The sequence below is a fragment of the Streptomyces sp. NWU339 genome, from assembly GCF_003143855.1.
Lineage (GTDB): Bacteria > Actinomycetota > Actinomycetes > Streptomycetales > Streptomycetaceae > Streptomyces.
The window spans coordinates 13,554-35,629 of the sequence record NZ_QFRK01000011.1; the positions used below are offsets into that span (position 1 = coordinate 13,554).

Genomic DNA, 22,076 nt, shown 5'->3' on the forward strand with positions numbered 1-22,076 from the left:
ACATGTGCCTCAGTGCGCCTTCATGGTGGCTGCGCCGCCTCACCCTGTCAACCTGCGGCTACGCAAGGGGAGTTGCGTGCTCTTCACGCGTCCGTCACACAAGGAAGGAATGCCTCCGCTCCGCCCGTGTGTTCACTTTTGCGGCCTTCTGGACAGATTCATGCTGTCGCCCGCACCCACCCGGAGGAGACCGCGTGACCGACCGCACCGATCCGCCCGCCCCCCGGCCGACCCCGCCGGCCTCCGCCCCGGTCCCACCCGCCCCAGGCGTTCTGTCCGGCGCCGCCCCCGACCTCTCCTCGCGCAACCCCGACTGGTGGCGGCAGGCCGTCGTCTACCAGGTCTATCCGCGCAGCTTCGCCGACGCCGACGGCGACGGTCTCGGCGACCTGCGCGGCGTCACCCGGCGCCTCACCCACCTCGCCGCCCTGGGCGTGGACGCCCTCTGGCTGAGTCCGTTCTACCCCTCCGAACTCGCCGACGGCGGCTACGACGTCGCCGACCCACGGGACGTCGACCCGCGCCTCGGCACCCTCGACGACTTCGGCGCGCTGGTCGCCGAGGCACACCGCCTGGGCCTCAAGGTGATCGTCGACATCGTCCCCAACCACACCTCCCACCAGCACGTATGGTTCCAGGAGGCGCTGCGCGCCGGCCCCGGCTCCCCGGCCCGCGAGCGCTACGTCTTCCGCGACGGGCGCGGCCCGCGGGGCGAACACCCGCCCACCGACTGGCAGTCCGTCTTCGGCGGCAGTGCCTGGCGGCGGGTGCCCGACGGACAGGGGTACCTGCACCTCTTCGCCGCCGAACAGCCCGACCTGAACTGGGCGAACGAGGACGTCCGCGCCGACTTCCGCACCACCCTGCGGTTCTGGGCCGACCGGGGGGTGGACGGTTTCCGCGTCGACGTCGCGCACGCCCTCGCCAAGGACCTGAGCGAGCCGCTGCGCGACCTAGGCACCCCCGAACCGGGCGGCGAGGCCGCCCTCGCCGAGTTCCCGCCCGGCACCCACCCGTTCTACGACCGGGACGAGGTGCACGAGATCTACCGCGACTGGCGCAAGATCCTCGACGCCTACTCCCCGCCCCGCACGGCCGTCGCGGAGGCCTGGGTCCCCGGCGCCCGGCGCGCCCTGTACGCCCGGCCGGACGAACTGGGCCAGGCCTTCAACTTCGAGTACCTGCAGGCTCCCTGGGACGCGGAGGCGCTCCGCCGGGTCATCACCGACTCGCTCGCGACCGCCCGTGCGGCCGGGGCCCCGGCGACCTGGGTGCTCTCCAACCACGACGTCGTACGCCACGCCTCGCGCCTGATGCTGCCGCCGGGCACGGACGACGACGCCTGGCTGCTGTCCGGCGGACACGCCCCGGCCGTCGACGCCGCCGCCGGGCTGCGCCGGGCCCACGCGGCGACCCTGCTGATGCTGGCGCTGCCCGGCTCGGCCTACGTCTACCAGGGTGAGGAACTCGGCCTGCCCGAGGTCGCCGACCTGCCCACCGAGGTCCTCCAGGACCCGATCTGGGAGCAGACGGGGCATGTCCGCAAGGGCCGCGACGGCTGCCGGGTGCCGCTGCCCTGGACGACGACCGGACCGTCGTACGGCTTCGGCGCGGGTGGCGCCTGGCTGCCGCAGCCGCCGGACTTCGGCGCGTACGCCGTCGAGGCGCAGGACGGGGTGCAGGCGCGGGAGGGGGTGCCGGGCTCGACCCTGGAGCTGTACCGCGCGGCCCTGCGCCTGCGCCGCAAGCTCCAGGAGGGCGAGACGCTGACCTGGGCGGAGGACACCCCCGCCGGGGTGCTGCGGTTCGACCGCAACGACGGCTGGCGCTGTGTGGCCAACCTGTCACCCGACCCGGTCCCCCTCCCCGTCGGCGAGGTCCTGCTGTCCAGCGCCCCCCTGACCGACGGCAGCCTGGGCCCGGACACCACGGCATGGCTGCTCCCCGGAACACCCCCCGCCCCGAGCTCCCGGCCCGTCTCCTGATCCTGTTTCCGTCTCGAGGGACGGAGTGGGGCGAGCGGGAAGGCCGGGGGCGGGCCCCGAGCTGCACACGTGGGGACGCGACGGCCCGTCCCGGCCTTCCCTCCGTCGGTAATTTGTCATGGCACGGAGGCCCCCGCCTGCCGGAGCGGCCGAATGAGCGCGGGGCGCCCACCGGGACCTCCCGAATGGACAAGTGGGGCATTCGGGTGCTTTATCTCACTTTCTCATCCATAATCGGACCATGAACACGCCACCGTATGAACTGCTGGCCGCGAGCCAGCAAGTACTGAGCCTGCTCGCGGCCTTCGTCGGCGGGCTGGTCGTGGCCGGCGCGCTGATCTGGGCCGTACGTGTCGGCATGAAGGTCATGGATCAAGAAGAAAGCCGCCCCAGTCCCGAGGAGCAGCCGAGGCTGCCGGAGACCGGCGCGGTCCACGAGACGCGGGAGATGCGGGAGCCGGACGAGGTGCCGGTGGTGTCCAGGGACGGCGAACGGCTCATGCCCTACCAGCTCCATCACTCCGCGACCAGAACCGGGAAGGACCAGCAGCGGCGGCGCTGGCTGCCCGGCTCCAGCGGAGGCTTCGGCAGTGGAGGTCCCGGGCACGTCTGAGTGCTCTCCCTCGTGAGAGGGGAATTCCCGTCTCCCCCGCAAGCGGAACAGGGGCAGACACGGACATCTGTGTGTGCCGCGACAGTTTTTCCGCCGAGGCGATTAGAGTTCCGGTGTGGGGAACCCGTCCCCGTGGCGGTCCGTGTCCCTGCGGTCCGCAGGAAGGTGCGCATGCCCCCGGAGAGTCAGCCGTATGCCGACGCCTCGCAGCCGGACGACGCCCGGCTGCCCGTCGCCGACCGGCTCGACGACGACCATTTCCCGGCCTACACCATGGGCAGGGCCGCCGAACTGGTCGGAGCGACACCCGCCTTCCTCCGCGCCCTGGGCGAGACGGAACTGATCACCCCGATGCGTTCGGAGGGCGGTCACCGCCGCTACTCGCGCCACCAGCTGAAGCTCGCCGTCAGGGCCCGCGAGCTCGTCGACCAGGGGACCCCGGTCGACGCCGCGTGTCGCATCATCGACCTGGAGGAGCGGCTGGAGCAGGTCGAGCGGCTCAACGAGGAGCTGCGCCGACGGGGCGCGGATGCCGTGCACCAGCACCACTGAAAATCTGTTCCCGCCGGAACAGAAATCCAGTATCCGTCACGGAAATCTATTCCTTAAACGCGTTGCCGACGTTATTTCTCGGTGATTTTCCTCGCTTGCCGTGGATATGGTCCGTGCTAGGCTGACATCAGTTGCAGTTGTGGTTGCCAGTTTGCTACCGGTTCTCCGGGCAGGTGATCATCGCGACGATGAGGGAATTCGTAAAGTGCGTTTTCCCAGCACTGTCTCAGGAGATTTGATATGGCCACCGGTACGGTCAAGTGGTTCAACTCGGAAAAGGGCTTCGGCTTCATCGAGCAGGACGGCGGCGGCGCCGACGTGTTCGCCCACTACTCGAACATCGCCACCTCGGGCTTCCGTGAGCTCCAGGAGGGCCAGAAGGTGACCTTCGACGTCACGCAGGGCCAGAAGGGCCCGCAGGCCGAGAACATCGTTCCCGCCTGACCCGTACGTACGCGAGTACGCAGGGATTTCAGCAGGGGCCCCGCACATCGGTGCGGGGCCCCTGCTCCGTGTTTTCCGGGCTCCGGCTCCTGCACGTATTTTCGCTGCCCGGGAAAGAAAGGGCCGGCGGATCGAGGCCGACCCTTTCCGTCGAGTGTCCGCTCGTCGGCTCGTGCGCTTCTCCGCCGGACGGGTGACCGACGTGTACGGTCCGGGTGAACGCGGAGGCGCCGCAGCGGTGGGTCAGGCCTGCTGGGGGCCGGTCTGCTGGACCACCTCGAAGGACCACAGCGTCGCCCCCGTGGCCGCGGGCTTCGGGCGGTCGCCCTGCGCGCCCTCACCGCCGTGCGCGGCCTGGGCGCGGCCCTCCATCCAGCGCTGGAAGTCCTCCTCGGACCGCCAGCGGGTGTAGACGAGATAGGTGTCGATGCCCTCCACCGGGCGCAGCAGCTCGAACCACTCGAAGCCGTCCGAACCCTCCACCGCTCCCGCTCGCGCGGCGAACCGCTGCTCCAGCGTCTCCCGCTGCTCTTCCGGGACCGTGAGTACGTTGATCTTGACGATGCTCATGTGCCGATTGTTCCGCAGCACGGCGCGGAACACGTGCTGGGGGCGGTCAGCCGAGGCAGATCACCAGCAGGCACAGCTCGGAGCGGGGCGTGCTCGGTGAGCCGGGCGAGGGCGTCGAGGGAGCCTGCGTGGCGGGCTGCGAGCCGCTCTCGCCTCCCGACCTCCCGCTCCCGCCGCCGCTGTCGTCCCCGTTGCCTCCGTTGCCGGAGGCGGCCACGGGCGGGCTCGTCGGACGGGTCGCCGCGGCGGAGCCGGAATCGGCACCGGTGCTGCCCTCGACGGAGCCGGCTTCCGCACCCGAGCCGGTGGACGGCGAGGTGGTCCGCGGCGGGGGCGTCGCCGCCGTGGGCGTGCCGGTGAGGCCGCCCGACCGGGTGTCCGACGCGATGGTGGGTGTCGACGTGGCGCCGGTCGGCTGCGGGTCCGGGGCGTCGTCCGAGGCCGACTGCGGGGGCCGGTCCGGGGAGGACCGGTGCGTGCCGGGCGGGGGCACCGCGGGTGCGGGGTCGCCGTACTGCTCCGCGGGCTCCTTCGCGCCACCCATACCGGTGACCTCGGGTGCCGCCGCGGCCTGGGTGCGGTCGCCGGAACCCCGGTCCATCGAGGCGACGGTGAGACCACCGCCGACGAGCGCCACCGCCGTGGCGACCAGGGCGCGGCGCTGGGTCTTCTTCCACCGTGCCAGTTGCCGTCGCCGCGCCGCCCGCCCCGTGGGCGCGGCCATCGCAGACAGCGCGGACACAGATGCGGGCGCCGCCGCGGGGTCGGGGGCGGGGCCGGAGTCATGGAACGTACCGACACCCGCGTCGACACGCTCCGTGGCCTCGGTGACCCCGGTGGCTTCCGCGCCCGGGGGTGCGGTCGTCGTCACCGGGGCGGTGGCCGTGCGACCGCCCATGGCGCTCGGCGCGATGTCGGGAGCGTAGGCGCCGCATCCGGGGCACACCAGGGCGCCGTTCAGATGCCGGCGACACGTGGAGCAGTAGTCCATCCGTTGTCTTCCTGAGTCGACATGCACGCACCCGCCGAGCCGGAGACGGCCCGTTCGCGTTCGCACGCGAGAGCGAGTGGAGCAGGAACAGCAACGCTAACGACACCCGCGAGCCGCTGTGTGCAGTCCGTGTGTCACTCCTGCGCACGTTCTCTGCCCGCTTCGCGTGAATGCCGTGAGCATGTGCGGCGCCCGGTGCGCGGGGCGCTCCCGGCTGAATGATGTTCAGCGAAAATCCCCTGGAGCAACGGCGGTTCTGGAGCGGAGCGCACGGCCCATTTGGGTCGTCGCTGCCATGAATCGGACCGGTGACAGCCGCTCAGGCGGTGGAACCGACAGGTGGGGCCGCGTGACGGGCACGGCTTGACGCTGCCGGGCCGCGCGGCGTTGGCTGCCCCTCACCGGTCGCCACGCTGCCCCCTCGCCCGGAAGGCACCTGATGTGAACCCCTGCACTTCTCGCACCACCCGCACCACTCCCGTGACGGTCGGCCTCACGGCCCTCTCGCTCCTCTCGCTCTCCGCGTGCGGTGCGCTCGGCGACACCGGCGGGAGCAGTGACTCCACGTCGCCGAGAGAGCGCAACGACATCACGGTCGGCCTCCTCCTGCCCGACAAGGACGCGGCGCGCTACGAGAAGTTCGACCGCCCCCTCATCGAGGAGCGGGTCGGCGTTCTCACCGGCAAGAAGGGCAGGGTCGCCTACGCCAACGCCGGGGGGAACGCGGCCGAGCAGAGCCGGCAGTTCGGCCGGATGATCGACGACGAGGTCGACGTGGTCCTGGTGAACGCGGTGGACTCCGAGGCCGTCGGACCGGACGTGAGGAAGGCCAAGGCCGCGGGCATCCCCGTCATCGCCTACGACCGGCTCGCCGAGGGCCCGATCGACGCGTACGTGTCGCACGACAACGAGCTCGTCGGCGAGGTGCAGGGCCGTGCGATCGTCGACGCGCTCGGCAGCGAGGGGAAGGACAGCAAGGTCGTCGTGATGAACGGCGCGCCCGCCGACCCGAACGCGGCCCTGTTCAAGAAGGGCGCGTTCAACGAGTTGAACGGGAACGTGGACATGGTCAAGACGTACGACACCGAGAAGTGGAGACCCGAGGTCGCCAAGGCGAACATGGAGAAGGCGATCGACGCCATCGGAGCCGACGACGTCGACGCCGTCTACTCGGCGAACGACAGCATGGCCGGAGCCGTCATCGAGGCGCTGGAGGAGGCGGGCGTCTCCGACCTCCCGCCGGTGACCGGGCAGGACGCCGATCTGGAGGGCGTGCAGCGGATCGTCGAGGGCACGCAGCACATGACGGTGTACAAGTCGTTCCGGCTCGCGGCGGGCGGCGCCGCGGAGATCGCGGTGGCCCGGGTCCAGGGGCGGGACATCCAGTTCGACTCGCTGACCGTCGACCGCGTCGACAGCTCGACGCGGAAGGACATCCCGACGATGCTGATACCGGTGGTCGCCCTGACGCGGGACAACATCGAGGACACGGTGATCCGGGACGACGTCTACGACGTCAAGGACATCTGCACCGCCGAGTACCGGGCGGCCTGCGCCTCGATCGGCCTCACCCCGTGAACGACCGGCCCACCGGCCGGCCGGCCCCGTCCGCGCGCTACGTCAACTGGTCCGCGTAGCCGATGTCCCCCACCGTCCAGGCGCTCACCTCGGCGAGGGCGACGCGGTACATCCCCCCGGTGTCGGGGATGCCGTAGCTCCCCTGGAGGATGCGGGCGACGTGGAAGTGGAGGTGGGAGGGACGTGACGGGCTCCCGCCTCCGCCGGCCTCCTCGAACGGGACGGCGAAGTGGGTCAGCCGCGCGGAGTCGCGCAGCACCTCCGCCACCCGCTCCCTCCACAGGGCCTCGGGGGCCAACCGTCCGGTGATGACGGCGCCGGGGACCACCACGGTGAGCGACATCTGGCTGTCCCGGTCCGCCTCGACCATCGCGGCGACGGCGACGAGCAGATCGTCAGGGTGCGACATGGTCGAAGAGCGTAGCCGAGCCCCGGCCCGGCGGGAGGCCGGCGGCCCGGATCACTTCGACGTGGCGGCACTTCGCGGTGGTGGTGCCCGGGCTGCCGGGAGCCGCGGATCAGCACCGATCGCCGTCGTCAGGGCTGTACGGGCATGCTCCGGCAGTTGGAGGCGGCCCGCTTGCCGGACAGCCGGTCGGTCAGCCAGTCGATGGCGTTGCCCTGGTCGGTCAGCAGCGGTGCGAAGTGGTTGAGCAGTGGGCTGCCGAGGTCGGGCAGGACGACGGCCTTGTAGGTGACGTCGGCGCCCTTGCGGCACCAGTCGACGGCGAGGCCGCGGGCCTGTCCGTGCGGTACGAGGTCGTCGCTGACGCCCGTCGCCACGCGGACGGGACCGGACGGTTTCAGCGTGCCGATGCGCTGGCTGTCCAGGAACGCCCGGAGGGCCGGCGTGGCGGCGATGATGTCGCTGATGGAGCGCCCGTCGTTGGTCCACCTGGTGCTCTTGGTGAAGCCGTGGCCGAAGAGGGCGTCGCCGAGGCACATCGTCGACAGGTCGGTGAGCGCCGCCTTGCCGACGGCGTTCAGATGTGCCTCGGCGAGGGGTCTCAGGGACGGGTCGGACTGGAGGAAGCCGTTCAGTGACCAGCCCAGCGCACCCGCCAGTTCACTGCCGTCGATGGCCCTGGTGACCGAGGTCAGATCGGCGGGCGGCGCTCCGGCGTACGTCCCGGCGAGGGGGACGTCGGGGGCGTAGGAGGGCTGGAGTTCGGCGGCCGCCGCACTCGCCCCGCCGCCCTGGCTGTATCCGAAGAGCCCGACCGGGGAGTCGGCGGTGACCGAGGCCCCGCGCACCGAGCGGGCGGCGCGGACGGCGTTCAGGACCGCGTGGGCCTCGTCGACCCGGTTCACGTAGGTGTGCAGCCGGTCGGTCGTGCCCAGGCCCGCGTAGTCGGTGACGACCACGGCGACGCCCTTCGCGAGGAGGCGGTGGATCACCAGGTTCTCGTAACCGACGGACACCGTCCGGCCGTTGAGCGTCAGCGGGCGCTCGAGCCCCAGGGACGCGGCGCACTGGTCGCCCTGCCCCATGGTGCCGGGTGCCACCGCGACCAGGGGCCGGGGCCCGCGGCCCTTCCAGCGGGCGGCCGGTTCGAGGTAGGCGCCGGTGACGGCGACCGGTTGCCCGCTGGAGTCGGTGGACTTGTACATCAGCCGGGTCGCGCTTCCCGGCAGCCGACCCTTGAGGCCGGGCAGGCTCAGGGCCAGCGGGAGGGGTTCGCTGCGGACGAGGGTGCCGTCGGCGGCGGGCAGGTGGGCGGGCGGGTGGTAGAACGCGGGGATGGTGACGCCCCGGGACACGACCTCGTCCGTCGCCGCGGCGGGGGCGGCGGCGACCGCTTGGGCGCCGAGGCAGGCGGCGGCGGTGACCGTCGCGGCCAGAAGCCTGGTGCGCGGGCGTGGGGGCATGGCGAACCTCCTGTGAAGCAGCAGGCGGGAAGCGGCCTCCGCGCCGCTCGGGGGGTGGTTCGAACTGAACTTACCTAGGGGTAAGTTACTCGTGGTAGCAGTCGGAGGGTCACGGTTCGGCAATGTGTCCGCAGGCGCAGGGCTCGGCGCGTGGCCGACGGCGTGGTGTCACCACCCGTGGGAATCAGGTGACCTGACGCCACGTCCGTACGACGCGCCCGCCCGCATTCCTTCCGGAGGCCACGGATGACCGCCCCCGCCCCCGCCCCCGATTCCGGCGCCCCGATCCGTGTCCTGGACGGAATGGAGGCGGCCCGCCTGCCCGGCCGGCCCAGGTGTCGCCGAGCCGATGAAGGTCCCGGTGGTCACCACCTTCGACCTCGACGACCACGTGTACGAGGCGCTGCGGGCCGGCACGAGCGGGTTGCTGCTCGGGGACCCACCGCCGCGCGACCTGGTCGACGGCATCCGTACGGTCGCCGCCGAGGCGCTCTCCGCCCTGGCGCCTCGCGAGACCGAGGCGCTGAGACCCGTCGCCGAGGGCCTGTCGAACGCCGAGACCGCCGACCGGGTGGTCGTCGGCCGCGAGACCGTCAAGACGTACGTGTCGCGCATCCCGGCCAAGCCCGACCCGCGCGACCGGAGCCTGTCCTACCCCTTGGCGGACGGGCGGCGGCGCCCCTGGCCGGGGCGGCCGCGTCGGCCGCGGGAGGAGGACCCGGAACGCGCGGGCTTGTTCTGGGCGGGCGGCGGAGCGAGGACGACGGGTACGCCCGAGGGCGCCTGGGCTCCGGTGATGCGGTTCAGTTCGGTCCCGCCGGGGCGTACCCGGGTGGTCTGCGGGGTGATGCCGGCGTCGTTCATCAGACGGGTCATGTCGCGGCGCTGGTGCGGCAGGACCAGGGTGACGACGGTGCCGGACTCACCGGCGCGGGCGGTGCGCCCGCCACGGTGCAGATAGTCCTTGTGGTCGCTGGGCGGGTCGACGTTGACGACGAGGTCCAGGTTGTCGACGTGGATGCCGCGGGCCGCGACGTTGGTGGCCACCAGGACCGTGACGTGGCCGTCCTTGAACTGGGTCAGGGTCCGGGTGCGCTGGGACTGGGACTTCCCGCCGTGCAGGGCCGAGGCGCGCACCCCGACGGCGAGGAGCTTCTTGGCCAGCCGGTCGGCGGCGTGCTTGGTGTCCAGGAACATGATCACGCGTCCGTCGCGGGCGGCGATCTCCGTGGTGGCGGCGTGCTTGTCGTCGTCGTCCACATGCAGCAGGTGGTGCTCCATCGTGGTGACCGCGCCCGCGGACGGGTCGACCGAGTGGACCACGGGATCGTGGAGGTAGGTGCGCACCAGACGGTCGACATTGCGGTCCAGCGTGGCGGAGAACAGCATGCGCTGGCCCCCGGGGCGCACCTGGTCGAGCAGGGCGGTCACCTGCGGCATGAAGCCCATGTCGGCCATCTGGTCCGCCTCGTCCAGGACGGTGACGGCGACCTGGTCCAGGCGGCAGTCGTCCCGGTCGATGAGGTCCTTGAGCCGGCCGGGTGTCGCGACGACGACCTCGGCCCCGGCGCGCAGGGCGCTCACCTGCCGGCCGATCGACACCCCGCCGACCACGGTGGCGATGCGCAGGCGCAGCGCGCGTGCGTAGGGGGTGAGGGCGTCGGTGACCTGCTGGGCGAGTTCCCGGGTGGGTACGAGGACGAGGGCCAGCGGCTGCCGGGGCTCGGCCCGCTGCCCGTCGGTGCGGGCCAGCAGGGCGAGGCCGAAGGCGAGCGTCTTGCCCGAGCCGGTGCGCCCGCGGCCCAGCACGTCCCGGCCGGCCAGCGAGTTCGGCAGCGTCGCGGCCTGGATCGGGAACGGGGTGGTCACTCCCTCGGCTCCGAGGGCGGTCAACAGCCGCTCGGGCATGTCGAGTTCGGAGAAGGACTCGACCGGCTCCAGCGCCGGGGTGAGGGTGACAGGCGGGGCGAACTCCCCACCGGACGCGACGGGACGGCCGCCGCGGCCTCCGTTGCGCCCGGCCTTGCCCGAACGGGAAGCGGCGCCCTGGCGGCCCGCCCCCTGCGAGCGGACGCGACCGCCCCGGCCGGAGCCCGTGGAGGCCTTGTCCGTACGGGAGCGGGAGGAGTTGTTGTTCGAACGGGCTGTGTGGTTGCGGTTCATGCGGAACCTTCCTCGATGCGGCACGTATCGAGGAATTCCTCCCGGCGGAGACCTGTGCGGCCGCATGAGGATTCGCAAGAATGAGCCGAAGCAACAGTGAGACGAAGAATCGGTCGGCGGCCGGGAGCGTCGGATCGCAGGAGCGAGAGCGGGGCGCGCCGTGGGTGCGGGAACGGCACCGGCGTCGTTGCCGGGCCGAGGACCGGGGGGAGAGGGAGAACGCAGTGGGCCGGGGCCCGCATCACAGAAGTGCGGGTCCCGGCCACGCGGCGTGCGTCGGCGTCGACGTCAGGCGGGAACGATGTTCTCGGCCTGCGGGCCCTTCTGGCCCTGCGTGACGTCGAAGGTCACCTTCTGGCCCTCCTGAAGCTCGCGGAAGCCGGAGGTGGCGATGTTCGAGTAGTGGGCGAACACGTCGGGACCGCCGCCGTCCTGCTCGATGAAGCCGAAGCCCTTTTCCGCGTTGAACCACTTCACGGTGCCAGATGCCATATTGAATCTCCCTTGAGAGCAGTGCTCGGGGCCCACACCCTGTGGGCCCGTCGTTGCAGCAACGAACCACCCGGCCGTATTCCTGGCGAGCCGCGAAGCTTTCCAGCAACAAAAAAGAGTGCTCGTCGACGGAAGGCCGGAAGAGCACTCGAAGTCTCACTCGACGTCTCGATGGCTCGACGTGTCGAAGGACCGAAGAATCGAAGAATTCGAAGTCTCTGGTATCCGAAACTGCAACTCTTCACGGTAGCACGGCCCCCGGTGTGCGCCGGCTCGGCCGTACGCAGGACTGGACCAATGCCGCGCCGGCCCTCATGATGGTCGCAACATGGGAATGGGCATGACAACTTGGTTCTCGGGGTGGTGACCGTGCGCGGGTTCTTCGGCAGGGCGGCTCTGGCCGCCGTACTCGTCCTGGCGCCCCTGACGCCCGCCGCCGCGACCGCGGCGCCGCAGGGGCCCGCCCCCGGGCCGGCGTCCGCCTCCGCCGAGGACTGGACGGCGCCCCTCAGCACCCGGGGCCGCTGGATCGTCGACGCGGACGGTGACCGTTTCAAGCTGCGCTCCGGCAACTGGCACGGAGCCAGCGGCACATGGAACGGCTCGGGAAGCAGGGACGAGGACGCCCAGCACCACGCCGGGGAGAACGCCGGCCGGATGCCCCTCGGCCTGGACCGCGCCCCCATGGCCGAGATCATCGCCGGCTTCCAGGAGATCGGGCTCAACAGCATCCGGCTGCCCTTCTCCAACGAGATGATCCACGACGACCGTCCCGTCACGGACGGCTCCGTCGCCGCGAACCCCGCCCTGCGCGGAAAGACCCCGCTCCAGGTGTACGACGTCGTGGTCCGCGAACTCACCGCCTCCGGACTCGCGGTGATCCTCAACAACCACACCAACACCACCCGTTGGTGCTGCGGCGTCGACGGCAACGAACGCTGGAACGCGAGCCAGTCCACCGAGAAGTGGGAGAACGACTGGCTGTTCATGGCCCGCCGCTACAAGGACAACCAGCGAGTCGTGGGCGCCGACCTGTACAACGAGGTCCGCCGCACCGTCTGGGACGACCCCAACTGGGGTCTGGGCGACCAGCACGACTGGTTCACCGCCTCCCAGCGCCTGGGCGACCGCATCCTGACGGAGGCGAACGCCGACCTCCTCATCATCGTCGAGGGCATCAACTGGACCGGCATCCCCGTGGACGGCTTCGCGCACGGACGCCCCACGCTGGAGCCCGTACGCCGGCTCTCGCACACCCTCGTCGACTCCGGCAAGCTCGTGTACTCCGCCCACTTCTACGGCTACACCGGCCCCCACCACAGCGGTGCCACCGGGATCGGCGAGACCACCGACCCCCGCTATCAGGACCTCGCCCCCGCCGAACTGATCGACGTACTGAACCGCCAGGCCCTCTACGTGTCGGCCGAACAGGACCGGCACTTCACCGCCCCCGTCTGGATCAGTGAGTTCGGTGTCGGAGGCCGTGGTGAGACGGGCGCCAGGCAGCGGGCCTGGTTCGAGAACTTCGTCGACCACCTGATCCGTACCGACGCCGACTTCGCGTACTGGCCGCTCGTCGGCCGGCACGACAACCGCGCGGGCAACGGCTGGGCGCTGCTGCACTGGGATGCCGCGGGCCACCGCATGGGCCTCTACGACGGCGACGACTGGCGTGCCGCCGCCTGGACCCGGCTCATCGAGGCCTCCGGTCGCACCGGCCGCATCAGCCCCGTGGCCGACTGGTCGATGCTCAGCCCCGACCACGCCGACTTCGTCGCCTCGCGGCGCATGCGCGCGCTCCCCGACTGGGACTCCGGCGCCCGCAAGGCCGTCTGCCCCGACGGACAGCGCCTCCTCGGCCTCAGCCACACGGGCAACCGGGGCCTGTGCTCCGACGTGACCGCCGGGCCCTTGTGGGACCCGGCCCGCGGACACCAGGTGGTCACCGACGAGCGGCACGTCGCTCCGGGCGGCGACTGGGCGTCCGGCTACACCAAACTCCAGTGCCCCGGCGGGTACTTCCTCACCGGTTACAGCGTCCGCGGCTCCGCCGTCTCGGCCGCCCTGTGCGCGGCCGCCCGGCCCGGCGCGATCACCGCCACGACCGGCCGTACGGTCTGGTTCGACCGGGGCGACAACAGGGGCCCGGCCCCCGGCGGCGGCGACTTCGCGCACGGCCACCACAAGGGCCAGTGCGCGGACGGCGAGTACGCCGCCGGCATCGCCTACACCGGCCGTTTCGGCTCCTTCCGGACCCCGGACGCGCTGTACTGCCGCACCCTCGGCTGACCGGTCCCCGTGGTCGAGGGGCGGGCGGTCCCGGAGCTCGGGGCGCGGAGGGAAGTGCGGTTCCCGTCACGAGAAGTCGATCTCCTTCGCCGTGGTGACCCGGGCGCCCATGTTGCGCTCCATCATCTCCAGGGCGGCGGACTCCAGATGGGGATGGATGGAGGCGACGGCGTCCCTGGGCACGGTGACCTCCAGGTGGCGGATGTGTGCGTCCAGGGCGGAGTAGAGGACGCACTGCTCGGTGACCTGGCCGCTCAGCACCACGTGTCCGACGCCCAGCCGCCACAGGAGGTAGGGCAGGGGTGTCTCGTAGAAGACGGAATGGCGGGCCTTCACCACGAAGAGCGATTCCTCGTCGGGCGTTATCGGCTCGATCAGGTCGGCATGGGGCCGGGCCAGCGCGGTGTCCACGAGTTCCCCCTGGTGGGAGCGCCACAGGCCGAAGTTGTCGTTCGCGTAGATCACCGGCACGTCCGCCCCGCGGGCCCGTCCGATCAGCTCCGCCAGGACGGGTACGACACGTCGGGCGGACGGGACGAGCAGCTCGGCGTCCTCGTGCTCGTAGGTGTTGATCATGTCGATCACGACGAGAGCGAGGTTCTTCGTGCCCGCGGGCCGGTCCATGGCTCCACCGCCGTCCCTCGTGTGGGTCAGTCGCGCAGTCGCGGCAGGACCTTCGTGCGGTAGAAGTCGAAGAAGCCCTGCTGGTCCTTGCCGATCTGGTTGACGTACACGGTGTCGAATCCCGCGTCGACGAACGCCGACAGGGCCTCGATGTGCGTGTCCGGGTGGTCACCGCACGGTACGGCGGCCGCCACCCGGTCCTCGGTGACCAACTCGGACGCCTGCTCGAAGTGGCGTGGGGTCGGCAGGATCTGCGGGAGTTCCCCGGGCAGTTGCTCGTTGGCCCACAGGCGGTGTGCGGTGCGCAGCGCCTCCTGCCGGTCCGCGCCCCAGCACACCTTCAGTCCGCCGTACACCGGCTTGGTGCCGCCGCCACCGCGGCGGAAGCGCTCGACCATGGCGGCGTCGGGCGCCGTCGTGATCAGGCCGTCGCCGATGCGTGCCGCGACCTCGGCGGCCTGCGGGCCGAAGGCGGAGACGTCGATGGGCACCGGTTCGTCGGGCAGGGTGTACAGCCGGGCGTTCTCCACGGTGTAGTGCTTGCCGCGGTGGCTGGTCTGCTCGCCGGTGAACAGCTGCCGGATGATCTGGACTGCCTCCTCCAGCATTTCCAGGCGTACCGACGCCTCGGGCCAGGGTGTGCCCAGGATGTGCTCGTTGAGAGCCTCGCCGGTGCCCACCCCCAGTCGGAAACGGCCACCCAGCTGGGCGGCGGAGGTGGCGGCCGCCTGGGCGATCACCGCGGGATGGGTCCGTACGAGTGGGCAGGTCACCGCCGTTTCGACGGGCAGCGAGACGGCCTGTGACAGGGCGCCGATCACCGTCCACACGAACGGGCTCTGGCCCTGCCGGTCGTTCCACGGATGGTAGTGGTCCGAGATCCAGAGGGAGTCGAAGCCGGCCTGTTCGGCCATTCTGGCCTGCTCGACGAGTTCAGCCGGGCTGTGCTCCTCGCACGACAGGAAGTATCCGAAGTCGGCCATCGTCTCTCCCGTCTCCCATGTGAGGCGTGTGGCGATCGGGGACGTACCGCCGAGTACCCGGTGGGACGAGGCCTAACAGCGCGCGGGCGCGGCGTGCGGGGAGCCGGGTTCCCGCGGCCCGGCCCCATGCCCTCGGGCTCCCGGCGGGGGGCGGAACACACTCGCCTCGCCGGGCACCTTTTTATGAATGAGGCGGCACTCCTGGCGGGGCTTCGCGGCGCTGACGTCGCCGGGAGCCGACTCGGGGTCGCGTTCGGCGGTGCGCTCACCGCCGCTGGGCCTGCCGGGAAGCCGGGAAGCGCCCGAGACGTCCCTGACGGCGTTACAGGAGTGGGGCGAGGGGTACCGAGGACGACGAGACGGCGGACGCCGTCGGTGTGTGCTGGGAGGCGTACATGGAGGCTGCAGAGGCTTCGGTGGACCGGATCGCCCACCCCTGGGGCAGCCGTACCCCCCATGGTGCGGACGAGCCGTGGCCCGTACGCGTGGACACGTATCTCGAACCGGGTGTCGAGGCGAGCCGGGTGCAACGATGGGTGCAGGCCTCGTCGATCCTCCACTCCGACGGGGACGCGATGGACATCGCGGTCGTGGACGGGCGCATGGTGGGGGTGCGTGGGCGGGCGGACGACCGCGTCAACCGCGGCCGTCTGGGACCGAAGGATCTCTTCGGCTGGCAGGCGAACGCCTCACCGGACCGGCTCACCCTGCCGCTGGTCCGCGAGGGCGGGCGCCTGGTGGAGTGCGACTGGGACACCGCGATGGGCCGGATCGTCGCCCGCTCGCGGGAGCTGCTCGAGGAACGCGGTCCGGGGGCGCTCGGTTTCTACACCTCCGGGCAGCTGTACCTGGAGGAGTACTACACGCTCGCCGTGCTGGCACGGGCCGGGATCGGCACCAACCACCTGGACGGGAACACCCGCCTGTGCACGTCCACCGCCGCCGAGGCGCTGAAGGAGTCCTTCGGCTGCGACGGGCAGCCGGGCTGTTACGACGACATCGACCACGCGGACGTGATCGGGCTGTTCGGGCACAACATCGCCGAGACGCAGCCCGTGCAGTGGATGCGCGTCCTCGACCGGCTGGAGGGCGCCGACCCGCCCCGCCTGGTCTGCGTCGACCCGCGCCCCACACCGGCGGCCCGCCGGGCGGCCGTGCACCTGGCTCCGCGGATCGGCACCAACGTGGCCCTGCTCAACGCGCTGCTCCACGAGATCATCCGTGCCGACCGCGTCGACCACGACTACATCGCGGCGCACACGGTCGGCTTCGAGGAGCTGGCGTCCCGGGTGGAGGAGTGCACCCCGCGGTGGGCGGCGGGGATCTGCGACGTACCGGCCGCGCGGATCGGCGAGGCGGCTGAGCTCCTCGGCACGGCCGACCGGCTGCTGTCCACGGTCCTGCAGGGCGTCTACCAGTCCCACCAGGCCACCGCCGCCGCGGTGCAGGTCAACAACCTGCACCTGATCCGCGGCATGCTCGGGCGGCCCGGCGCCGGCGTGCTGCAGATGAACGGGCAGCCCACCGCCCAGAACACCCGCGAGTGCGGAGCCAACGGCGACCTGCCGGGATTCCGCAACTGGCAGAACGACGCTCATGTCGCCGACCTGGCGAGGGTGTGGAACGTCGAGCCGTCGGCCATCCCGCACTACGCCCCGCCCACGCACGCCATGCAGATGTTCCGCTACGCCGAGCAGGGCTCGATCCACATGCTGTGGATCAGCGGCACCAACCCGGCGGTGTCGCTGCCCGAGCTGTCCCGGGTCCGCTCGATCCTGGCGCAGGAGCGGCTCTTCACGGTCGTGCAGGACCTGTTCCTGACCGAGACCGCGCAGCTGGCCGACGTGGTCCTGCCCGCCGCGACCTGGGGCGAGAAGACCGGGACATTCACCAACGCCGACCGCACCGTGCACCTGTCCGACAAGGCGGTCGAACCGCCCGGCGAGGCCAGGCCGGACCTGGACATCTTCCTCGACTACGCGGCCCGGATGGACTTCCGCGACAAGGACGGCGGCCCGCTGATCACCTGGCACGACCCGGAGTCCGCGTTCGAGGCGTGGAAACGCTGCAGCGCCGGCCGGCCGTGCGACTACACCGGCCTCACCTACGACAAGCTGCGCGGTCGAAGCGGCATCCAGTGGCCGTGCGACGAACAGGCCCCCGACGGCACGCAACGGCTCTACACCGACGGAATCAGCTGGGCACACCCCGACGTCTGCGAGAGCTACGGCAAGGACCTGCTGACGGGCGCGACCGCCGAAGCCGTCGAATACCGCTCCCTCAACCCGGACGGCAAGGCCGTGATCAAGGCGGCCGGCTACCTGCCGCCCCACGAGGCGCCCGACGAGGACCACCCGTTCCAGCTGACCACCGGCCGCACCGTCTACCACTTCCACACGCGGACGAAGACCGCGCGTGCGCCCCAGCTGAACGCCGCCGCACCCGAGGTGTGGGTGGAGGCGTCCGTCTCCGACGCGGCCGCGCTCGGACTCGGCGAAGGCGATCTGGTCGAGGTCACCACACCCCGTGGCGCCCTGCGGGGCCGGCTCCGGGTGACCGACATCCGTACGGGGCTGCTGTTCGTCCCCTTCCACTACGGCTACTGGGACACCGAGGCCGGGCACGGCCCGGACGGCAGGACACCCGGGCGCGCCGCGAACGAGACGACGGTCACCGACTGGGACCCCGCGTCGAAGCAGCCGTTGTTCAAGACCGCCGCGGCCGCGCTGCGCCTGGTGGAACGCGCGGACGGTCACCATGCCCCCGCACCGACCACCACCGCCTCGGCCGCCTCCCGCGCCGACGCCGTACCGCCCACCACCGGCGGAACGCCCGCCCTCGTCACCCAGTCGGGCGACGCTTTTCCGGACCGTGAGGAGGATGCCCGGTGAACGGTCTCACCCTCACCCTCCGCACGCTCCACCACGGCGAGCGACGCCTCGCCGGGCAGCTGACGACCGTGGCCGAACGCCACCGCACCGAACACGAGGTCCACCACGTCGCCACCGACCTCGCCCACTGGTCCCGCGAACACGCCCGGCGCCTGACCGGCATCGGCCACGACCACGGCCTGAACCTCGGTGATGCTCCGAAGGCCCCCTTCCCGGGGCTGCTGTCGGCGCTCAGGGAGAAGACGGCCGAAGCGGTGGGGCACCGACCCGAGCCCGCTCTGCTGCTCCTGCGGGACCTCCGGGATCTGCACCTGGGCGCCGCGGAGAACTCCCTGCACTGGGAGATGCTCGCGCAGCTCGCGCAGGCCACCAAGGACGAGGGGCTGCTCGCCGTGGTCTCCGAGTGCCATCCGCAGACCCTGCGGCAGATGCGCTGGACCAACACCCTGATCAAGACCCTCGCCCCACAGATCCTGACGAGCCTGTGACCGGACGGCCCCGGGCGGCGGCTCGTCCTCCCCCCGCGCCGCTGAACGCTCCAGGCGATGCCTCGGCCGCCGCACCGGCTCCAAGGCACGCCCGGTCTCCGGTCCGTGGCCGGGGTCTCGCTCAGGTGGTGTCCTTCGCACCGGGCCGGTCCTCGCGGTCCCGGTGACCGGGCAGGAACTCCTGCACCTTGGCCTTGAAGCCCTGGCGGACCATGCCCGCGCGGTCGACGTCGCCCTTGAGGACGGAGGTCGCGGCGGCCTCTATCTGGTCGAGGGTGGCGTGCGGCGGGATGGGCGGCACGGCGGGGTCGGTGACGAAGTCCAGTACGCAGGGCCGGTCGGCGGCCAGCGCGGCCTCCCAGGCGCCCACGACCTCGCCCGGCTTCTCGACCCGTAGGCCCTCCAGGCCCATCAGGCGGGCGATGTCGGCGTAGGGGAGGTCGGGGATCGACTGGGAGGGCAGGAACTGCGGGGCGCCCGACATGGCGCGCATCTCCCAGGTGACCTGGTTGAGGTCCTGGTTGTTCAGCACCGCCACGACGAGCCGGGGGTCGGCCCACTCCCGGTAGTACTTGGCGGCGGTGATCAGCTCCGCCATGCCGTTCATCTGCATCGCCCCGTCGCCGACGAGCGCGATGGCCGGGCGGTCGCCGTGTGCGAACTTCGCGCCGATGGCGTACGGGACTCCGGGGCCCATGGTGGCGAGCGTGCCGGAGAGCGAGCCGCGCATGGCGCCGCGCAGCTTCAGGTGCCGGGCGTACCAGTTGGCGGCCGAGCCGGAGTCGGAGGACAGGATCACGTTCTCCGGCAGCAGGTCGTTCAGCGCGTGGACGACGTACTCGGGATTGACCGGGTCGGCGTCGACCGCGGCGCGCCGTTCCATCACCTGCCACCAGCGGGCGGTGTCCTTCTCGATCTTCTTGCGCCAGCCGCGGTGCTTCGACGCGTCGAGCAGCGGCAGCAGCCGGGTCAGGGTCTCGCGGGCGTCGCCGACCAGGTTGACCTCGAACGGGTAGCGCAGGCCGACCATGTGCGGGTCGATGTCGATCTGCACGGCCCGGGCCTGCCCGAACTCCGGCAGGAACTGGGTGTAGGGGAAGGACGAGCCGATGACGAGGAGGGTGTCGCAGCCGGTCATCAGCTCGTACGACGGCCGGGTGCCGAGCAGGCCGATGGAGCCGGTGACATACGGCAGGTCGTCGTCGAGGGCGTCCTTGCCCAGCAGCGCCTTGGCCACTCCGGCGTGGAGCCGGTCGGCGAGCGTCATGACCTCCTGACGGGCCCCGCGGGCTCCCTGCCCGACGAGGACCGCCACCTTCTCGCCCGCGTTGAGGACGTCGGCGGCGCGTCGCAGGTCGTCGTCGCTCGGCACCGGCGCGTAGTGCGGTGTGCCGAGGCTGGAGGGGACCATCTTGAAGGCGTGGCCGGGCGGCGAGTAGTCCAGCTCCTGCACGTCGGCCGGGATGATCACGGCGGTCACCGAGCGCCGGGCGACGGCGGTGCGCATCGCCCGGTCCAGCACGTTGGGCAGTTGCTCGGGGACGGTGACCATCTCGCAGAAGTCGGAGGCGACGTCCTTGTAGAGGCTGAGGAGGTCGACCTCCTGCTGGTAGGAGCCGCCCATCGCGCTGCGGTTGGTCTGGCCGACGATCGCGACGACGGGCACGTGGTCCAGCTTCGCGTCGTACAGGCCGTTGAGGAGGTGGATCGCGCCCGGCCCGGAGGTGGCGGCGCACACACCGACCCGGCCGGAGAACTTGGCGTAGCCGACGGCTTCGAAGGCGGCCATCTCCTCGTGGCGGGCCTGGATGAACCGGGGATCGTCGTCGGCGCGGCCCCAGGCCGCGAGCAGACCGTTGATGCCGTCGCCGGCGTAGGCGAAGACATGCTCCACTCCCCACTCGCGCAGGCGCTCGAGGATGTGGTCGGAGACCTTCTGCGACATGTTCGAAGACCTTTCCGTAGTGCGTGTGGAGCGGGACCGGGAGCGGGACCGGGACCGGGTCCAGGACCAGGCCCAGGACTAAGTGCGGCGCAGCGAGCGCAGGGCGGCCCGGCCGGCCGTCGTCGCGGCGGCCGAGGTGAGGGCGGCGGCGCCCACGGCGGTCGCCCACCGGGCCGCGCAGGAGGGCGGTTCGGGGCGCACGGCCAGGCGTTCGGGGTGCTCGCTCGGGAGGGTGCCCTCCAGACCGAGGGCCAGGACCTCGGCCAGGTGCAGGGCCCGCCGCCCGGTGCCGCCCTGTTCGATCTGGGTACGGCAGCTGAAGCCGTCGGCGAGCAGCAGGCGGTCGGGTGCCGCCGTGCGGACGGCGGGCAGGACGCCCTGCTCCGCGACCGCCATGGAGACCTCGTGGTGGCCGCGGGTGAAGCCGAAGTCGCCGGCCAGTCCGCAGCAGCCCTCGTCCAGGACGTCGGCGTCCAGGTGGGCGCGGCGCATCAGCTCCCGGTCGGCGTCGAACTTCGTGATCGCGTGCTGGTGGCAGTGGGTCTGCACGGTCGCGTGCCGTGCGAGCCCGGGCGGCCGCCAGTCGTCGGGCGCGTGGTGGACGAGGTGTTCGGCGAAGGTGCGGACCTGTCCGGCCAGCCGCCGTACGTCCTGGTCGGCGGGCATCAACTCGGTGGCGTCGGAGCGGAGGACGGCGGTGCAGGACGGTTCGAGACCGATGACCGGGGTGCCCGCCTCGAGGTGGGGCCGCAGGACGCCGAGGGTGCGGCGCAGCACCTTCCGCGCGACGGGGAGCTGGCCGGTGGAGATCCAGGTCAGGCCGCAGCACACCGGCTCGGTGGGCACGGTGACGCGGAAGCCGGCGTCCTCCAGGACGCGTACGGCCGAGACGGCGACGGCGGGGTGGAAGTAGGTGCTGAACGTGTCGGGCCACAGCACGACGGTGCGCGGGTCGGCCGGGTCGGGTTCCTCGCCGGCGCGGTCCCGCCACCACTGCAGGAAGGACCGCTCGGCGAACACGGGTGCCGAGCGGGCCGCGTCGACGCCGGCCAGCCGCTTGCCCGCGCGGGCGAGACCGGGCGCGTGGAGCGCCGAGTTGACCAGCGAGGGGGCGAGGCGGGACAGGCGCGCCCACACGGGCAGCCGGCCCATCGAGTAGTGGACCGCGGGACGCATCCGGCCCTCGTAGTGGTGGGAGAGGAACTCCGCCTTGAGGGTGGCCATGTCGACACCGGTCGGACAGTCCGACTTGCAGCCCTTGCAGGCCAGGCACAGGTCCAGCGCGTCGCGTACCTCCGTGGAGCGCCAGCCGTCCGTGACGGCCGAGTCGGCGTGGCCGTCGAGCATCTCGAACAGCAGCCGGGCACGACCGCGGGTGGAGTGCTCCTCCTCCCTGGTGGCCCGGTAGGAGGGGCACATGACGCCGCCGGAGTGGCTGCGGCAGTTGCCGATGCCGACACCGATCGGCACCTGACGGTAGTTCGAACCGTCGGTGCTGTACGCGCCTCTGCTGCCCGCGTCGAACCTGACCTCGGCGTCCACCTCCTCGCCGAGCGCCGTCGCCAGCCGGGCCGCCTCGGCGCCGGGGACCACGGAGCC

The 22,076-nt window shown here is 71.7% G+C and carries 17 protein-coding genes and 2 pseudogenes; 9 read left to right on the forward strand and 10 right to left on the reverse strand.

All coding sequences use genetic code 11. The features are described 5' to 3' along the window. The first annotated feature begins 194 nt into the window (after positions 1-194). The 4 genes from DIZ27_RS15630 to DIZ27_RS15645 all read left to right on the forward strand — a co-directional run bounded on the left by DIZ27_RS15630 (position 195) and on the right by DIZ27_RS15645 (position 3,594). A complete protein-coding gene (locus DIZ27_RS15630) occupies positions 195-1,985 on the forward strand; it encodes a glycoside hydrolase family 13 protein (protein ID WP_109379025.1) in 1,791 nt (596 codons plus the stop codon). A 241-nt stretch (positions 1,986-2,226) separates the two neighbouring features. Beyond that, positions 2,227-2,598 carry a DUF6479 family protein gene (locus tag DIZ27_RS15635; RefSeq protein ID WP_109379026.1) on the forward strand — a complete coding sequence of 124 codons (372 nt, stop codon included), beginning with the start codon at positions 2,227-2,229 and terminating at the stop codon, positions 2,596-2,598. A 171-nt stretch (positions 2,599-2,769) separates the two neighbouring features. Beyond that, on the forward strand, positions 2,770-3,150 hold the full coding sequence (locus DIZ27_RS15640) for a MerR family transcriptional regulator (RefSeq protein WP_109379027.1): 381 nt from the start codon (positions 2,770-2,772) through the stop codon (positions 3,148-3,150). A 240-nt stretch (positions 3,151-3,390) separates the two neighbouring features. Continuing rightward, entirely contained in the window at positions 3,391-3,594 is a 204-nt protein-coding gene (locus DIZ27_RS15645; protein WP_004985680.1) for a cold-shock protein, read from the forward strand. A 243-nt stretch (positions 3,595-3,837) separates the two neighbouring features. On the opposite strand, the gene DIZ27_RS15650 is transcribed toward DIZ27_RS15645, so the two are convergent. After that, on the reverse strand, positions 3,838-4,164 hold the full coding sequence (locus DIZ27_RS15650; RefSeq protein WP_109379161.1) for an antibiotic biosynthesis monooxygenase: 327 nt from the start codon (positions 4,162-4,164) through the stop codon (positions 3,838-3,840). 46 nt (positions 4,165-4,210) lie between these two features. Then, entirely contained in the window at positions 4,211-5,155 is a 945-nt protein-coding gene (locus DIZ27_RS15655; protein WP_109379028.1) for a hypothetical protein, read from the reverse strand. Between the two features lie 480 nt (positions 5,156-5,635). Here DIZ27_RS15655 and DIZ27_RS15660 point away from each other — a divergent pair, with 480 nt between their 5' ends. Then, entirely contained in the window at positions 5,636-6,733 is a 1,098-nt protein-coding gene (locus DIZ27_RS15660; protein ID WP_258308391.1) for a sugar ABC transporter substrate-binding protein, read from the forward strand. A 37-nt stretch (positions 6,734-6,770) separates the two neighbouring features. On the opposite strand, the gene DIZ27_RS15665 is transcribed toward DIZ27_RS15660, so the two are convergent. Further along, positions 6,771-7,142, reverse strand: coding sequence for a hypothetical protein (locus tag DIZ27_RS15665; protein ID WP_109379030.1), 372 nt, complete (start codon positions 7,140-7,142; stop codon positions 6,771-6,773). A gap of 128 nt (positions 7,143-7,270) precedes the next feature. After that, entirely contained in the window at positions 7,271-8,602 is a 1,332-nt protein-coding gene (locus DIZ27_RS15670) for a lipase family protein (protein ID WP_109379031.1), read from the reverse strand. 291 nt (positions 8,603-8,893) lie between these two features. On the opposite strand from DIZ27_RS15670, the pseudogene DIZ27_RS15675 reads away from it, so the two are divergent. Continuing rightward, positions 8,894-9,245, forward strand: a pseudogene (locus tag DIZ27_RS15675) (DNA-binding response regulator); the annotation flags it as partial. An 8-nt stretch (positions 9,246-9,253) separates the two neighbouring features. Here DIZ27_RS15675 and DIZ27_RS15680 read toward each other — a convergent pair. Continuing rightward, a complete protein-coding gene (locus DIZ27_RS15680; protein ID WP_109379032.1) occupies positions 9,254-10,765 on the reverse strand; it encodes a DEAD/DEAH box helicase in 1,512 nt (503 codons plus the stop codon). Positions 10,766-11,053: 288 nt separating this feature from the next. Then, positions 11,054-11,257 carry a cold-shock protein gene (locus DIZ27_RS15685; RefSeq protein ID WP_109379033.1) on the reverse strand — a complete coding sequence of 68 codons (204 nt, stop codon included), beginning with the start codon at positions 11,255-11,257 and terminating at the stop codon, positions 11,054-11,056. A 369-nt stretch (positions 11,258-11,626) separates the two neighbouring features. Here DIZ27_RS15685 and DIZ27_RS15690 point away from each other — a divergent pair, with 369 nt between their 5' ends. Continuing rightward, positions 11,627-13,546 carry a glycoside hydrolase family 5 protein gene (locus DIZ27_RS15690; RefSeq protein WP_375231974.1) on the forward strand — a complete coding sequence of 640 codons (1,920 nt, stop codon included), beginning with the start codon at positions 11,627-11,629 and terminating at the stop codon, positions 13,544-13,546. 66 nt (positions 13,547-13,612) lie between these two features. Here DIZ27_RS15690 and DIZ27_RS15695 read toward each other — a convergent pair whose 3' ends face one another. Together DIZ27_RS15695 and DIZ27_RS15700 are read right to left on the reverse strand one after the other, a co-directional pair. Continuing rightward, positions 13,613-14,170, reverse strand: coding sequence for a cysteine hydrolase family protein (locus DIZ27_RS15695; RefSeq protein ID WP_109379035.1), 558 nt, complete (start codon positions 14,168-14,170; stop codon positions 13,613-13,615). Positions 14,171-14,196: 26 nt separating this feature from the next. Continuing rightward, positions 14,197-15,153 (reverse strand): LLM class F420-dependent oxidoreductase, encoded by a 957-nt coding sequence (locus DIZ27_RS15700; RefSeq protein WP_109379036.1) that lies wholly within the window; start codon positions 15,151-15,153, stop codon positions 14,197-14,199. Positions 15,154-15,548: 395 nt separating this feature from the next. Here DIZ27_RS15700 and DIZ27_RS15705 point away from each other — a divergent pair, with 395 nt between their 5' ends. Together DIZ27_RS15705 and DIZ27_RS15710 are read left to right on the forward strand one after the other, a co-directional pair. Then, positions 15,549-18,044, forward strand: coding sequence for a molybdopterin oxidoreductase family protein (locus DIZ27_RS15705; RefSeq protein ID WP_109379162.1), 2,496 nt, complete (start codon positions 15,549-15,551; stop codon positions 18,042-18,044). After that, positions 18,041-18,532, forward strand: a complete 492-nt coding sequence (locus DIZ27_RS15710; RefSeq protein WP_109379037.1) for a hypothetical protein — start codon at positions 18,041-18,043, stop codon at positions 18,530-18,532. Before DIZ27_RS15705 ends, DIZ27_RS15710 begins: the two co-directional genes overlap by 4 nt. A gap of 121 nt (positions 18,533-18,653) precedes the next feature. On the opposite strand, the gene DIZ27_RS15715 is transcribed toward DIZ27_RS15710, so the two are convergent. Both DIZ27_RS15715 and DIZ27_RS15720 read right to left on the reverse strand, forming a co-directional pair. Continuing rightward, positions 18,654-20,477: a thiamine pyrophosphate-requiring protein gene (locus tag DIZ27_RS15715; protein WP_109379038.1), complete on the reverse strand. Its 1,824-nt coding sequence runs from the start codon at positions 20,475-20,477 to the stop codon at positions 18,654-18,656. A 78-nt stretch (positions 20,478-20,555) separates the two neighbouring features. Beyond that, a pseudogene (locus DIZ27_RS15720) lies at positions 20,556-21,947 on the reverse strand ((Fe-S)-binding protein); the annotation flags it as partial. Between the last annotated feature and the right edge of the window lie 129 nt (positions 21,948-22,076).

Excerpts from the sequence above, each read along its gene's own strand:
- DIZ27_RS15640 (WP_109379027.1), top strand. The coding sequence starts at position 2,770 with ATGCCCCCGGAGAGTCAGCCGTATGCCGACGCCTCGCAGCCGGACGAC.
- DIZ27_RS15650 (WP_109379161.1), bottom strand. The coding sequence starts at position 4,164 with ATGAGCATCGTCAAGATCAACGTACTCACGGTCCCGGAAGAGCAGCGG.
- DIZ27_RS15695 (WP_109379035.1), bottom strand. The coding sequence starts at position 14,170 with ATGGACCGGCCCGCGGGCACGAAGAACCTCGCTCTCGTCGTGATCGAC.
- DIZ27_RS15680 (WP_109379032.1), bottom strand. The coding sequence starts at position 10,765 with ATGAACCGCAACCACACAGCCCGTTCGAACAACAACTCCTCCCGCTCC.
- DIZ27_RS15665 (WP_109379030.1), bottom strand. The coding sequence starts at position 7,142 with ATGTCGCACCCTGACGATCTGCTCGTCGCCGTCGCCGCGATGGTCGAG.
- DIZ27_RS15670 (WP_109379031.1), bottom strand. The coding sequence starts at position 8,602 with ATGCCCCCACGCCCGCGCACCAGGCTTCTGGCCGCGACGGTCACCGCC.
- DIZ27_RS15705 (WP_109379162.1), top strand. The coding sequence starts at position 15,549 with ATGGAGGCTGCAGAGGCTTCGGTGGACCGGATCGCCCACCCCTGGGGC.
- DIZ27_RS15645 (WP_004985680.1), top strand. The coding sequence starts at position 3,391 with ATGGCCACCGGTACGGTCAAGTGGTTCAACTCGGAAAAGGGCTTCGGC.
- DIZ27_RS15715 (WP_109379038.1), bottom strand. The coding sequence starts at position 20,477 with ATGTCGCAGAAGGTCTCCGACCACATCCTCGAGCGCCTGCGCGAGTGG.
- DIZ27_RS15635 (WP_109379026.1), top strand. The coding sequence starts at position 2,227 with ATGAACACGCCACCGTATGAACTGCTGGCCGCGAGCCAGCAAGTACTG.
- DIZ27_RS15655 (WP_109379028.1), bottom strand. The coding sequence starts at position 5,155 with ATGGACTACTGCTCCACGTGTCGCCGGCATCTGAACGGCGCCCTGGTG.
- DIZ27_RS15685 (WP_109379033.1), bottom strand. The coding sequence starts at position 11,257 with ATGGCATCTGGCACCGTGAAGTGGTTCAACGCGGAAAAGGGCTTCGGC.
- DIZ27_RS15700 (WP_109379036.1), bottom strand. The coding sequence starts at position 15,153 with ATGGCCGACTTCGGATACTTCCTGTCGTGCGAGGAGCACAGCCCGGCT.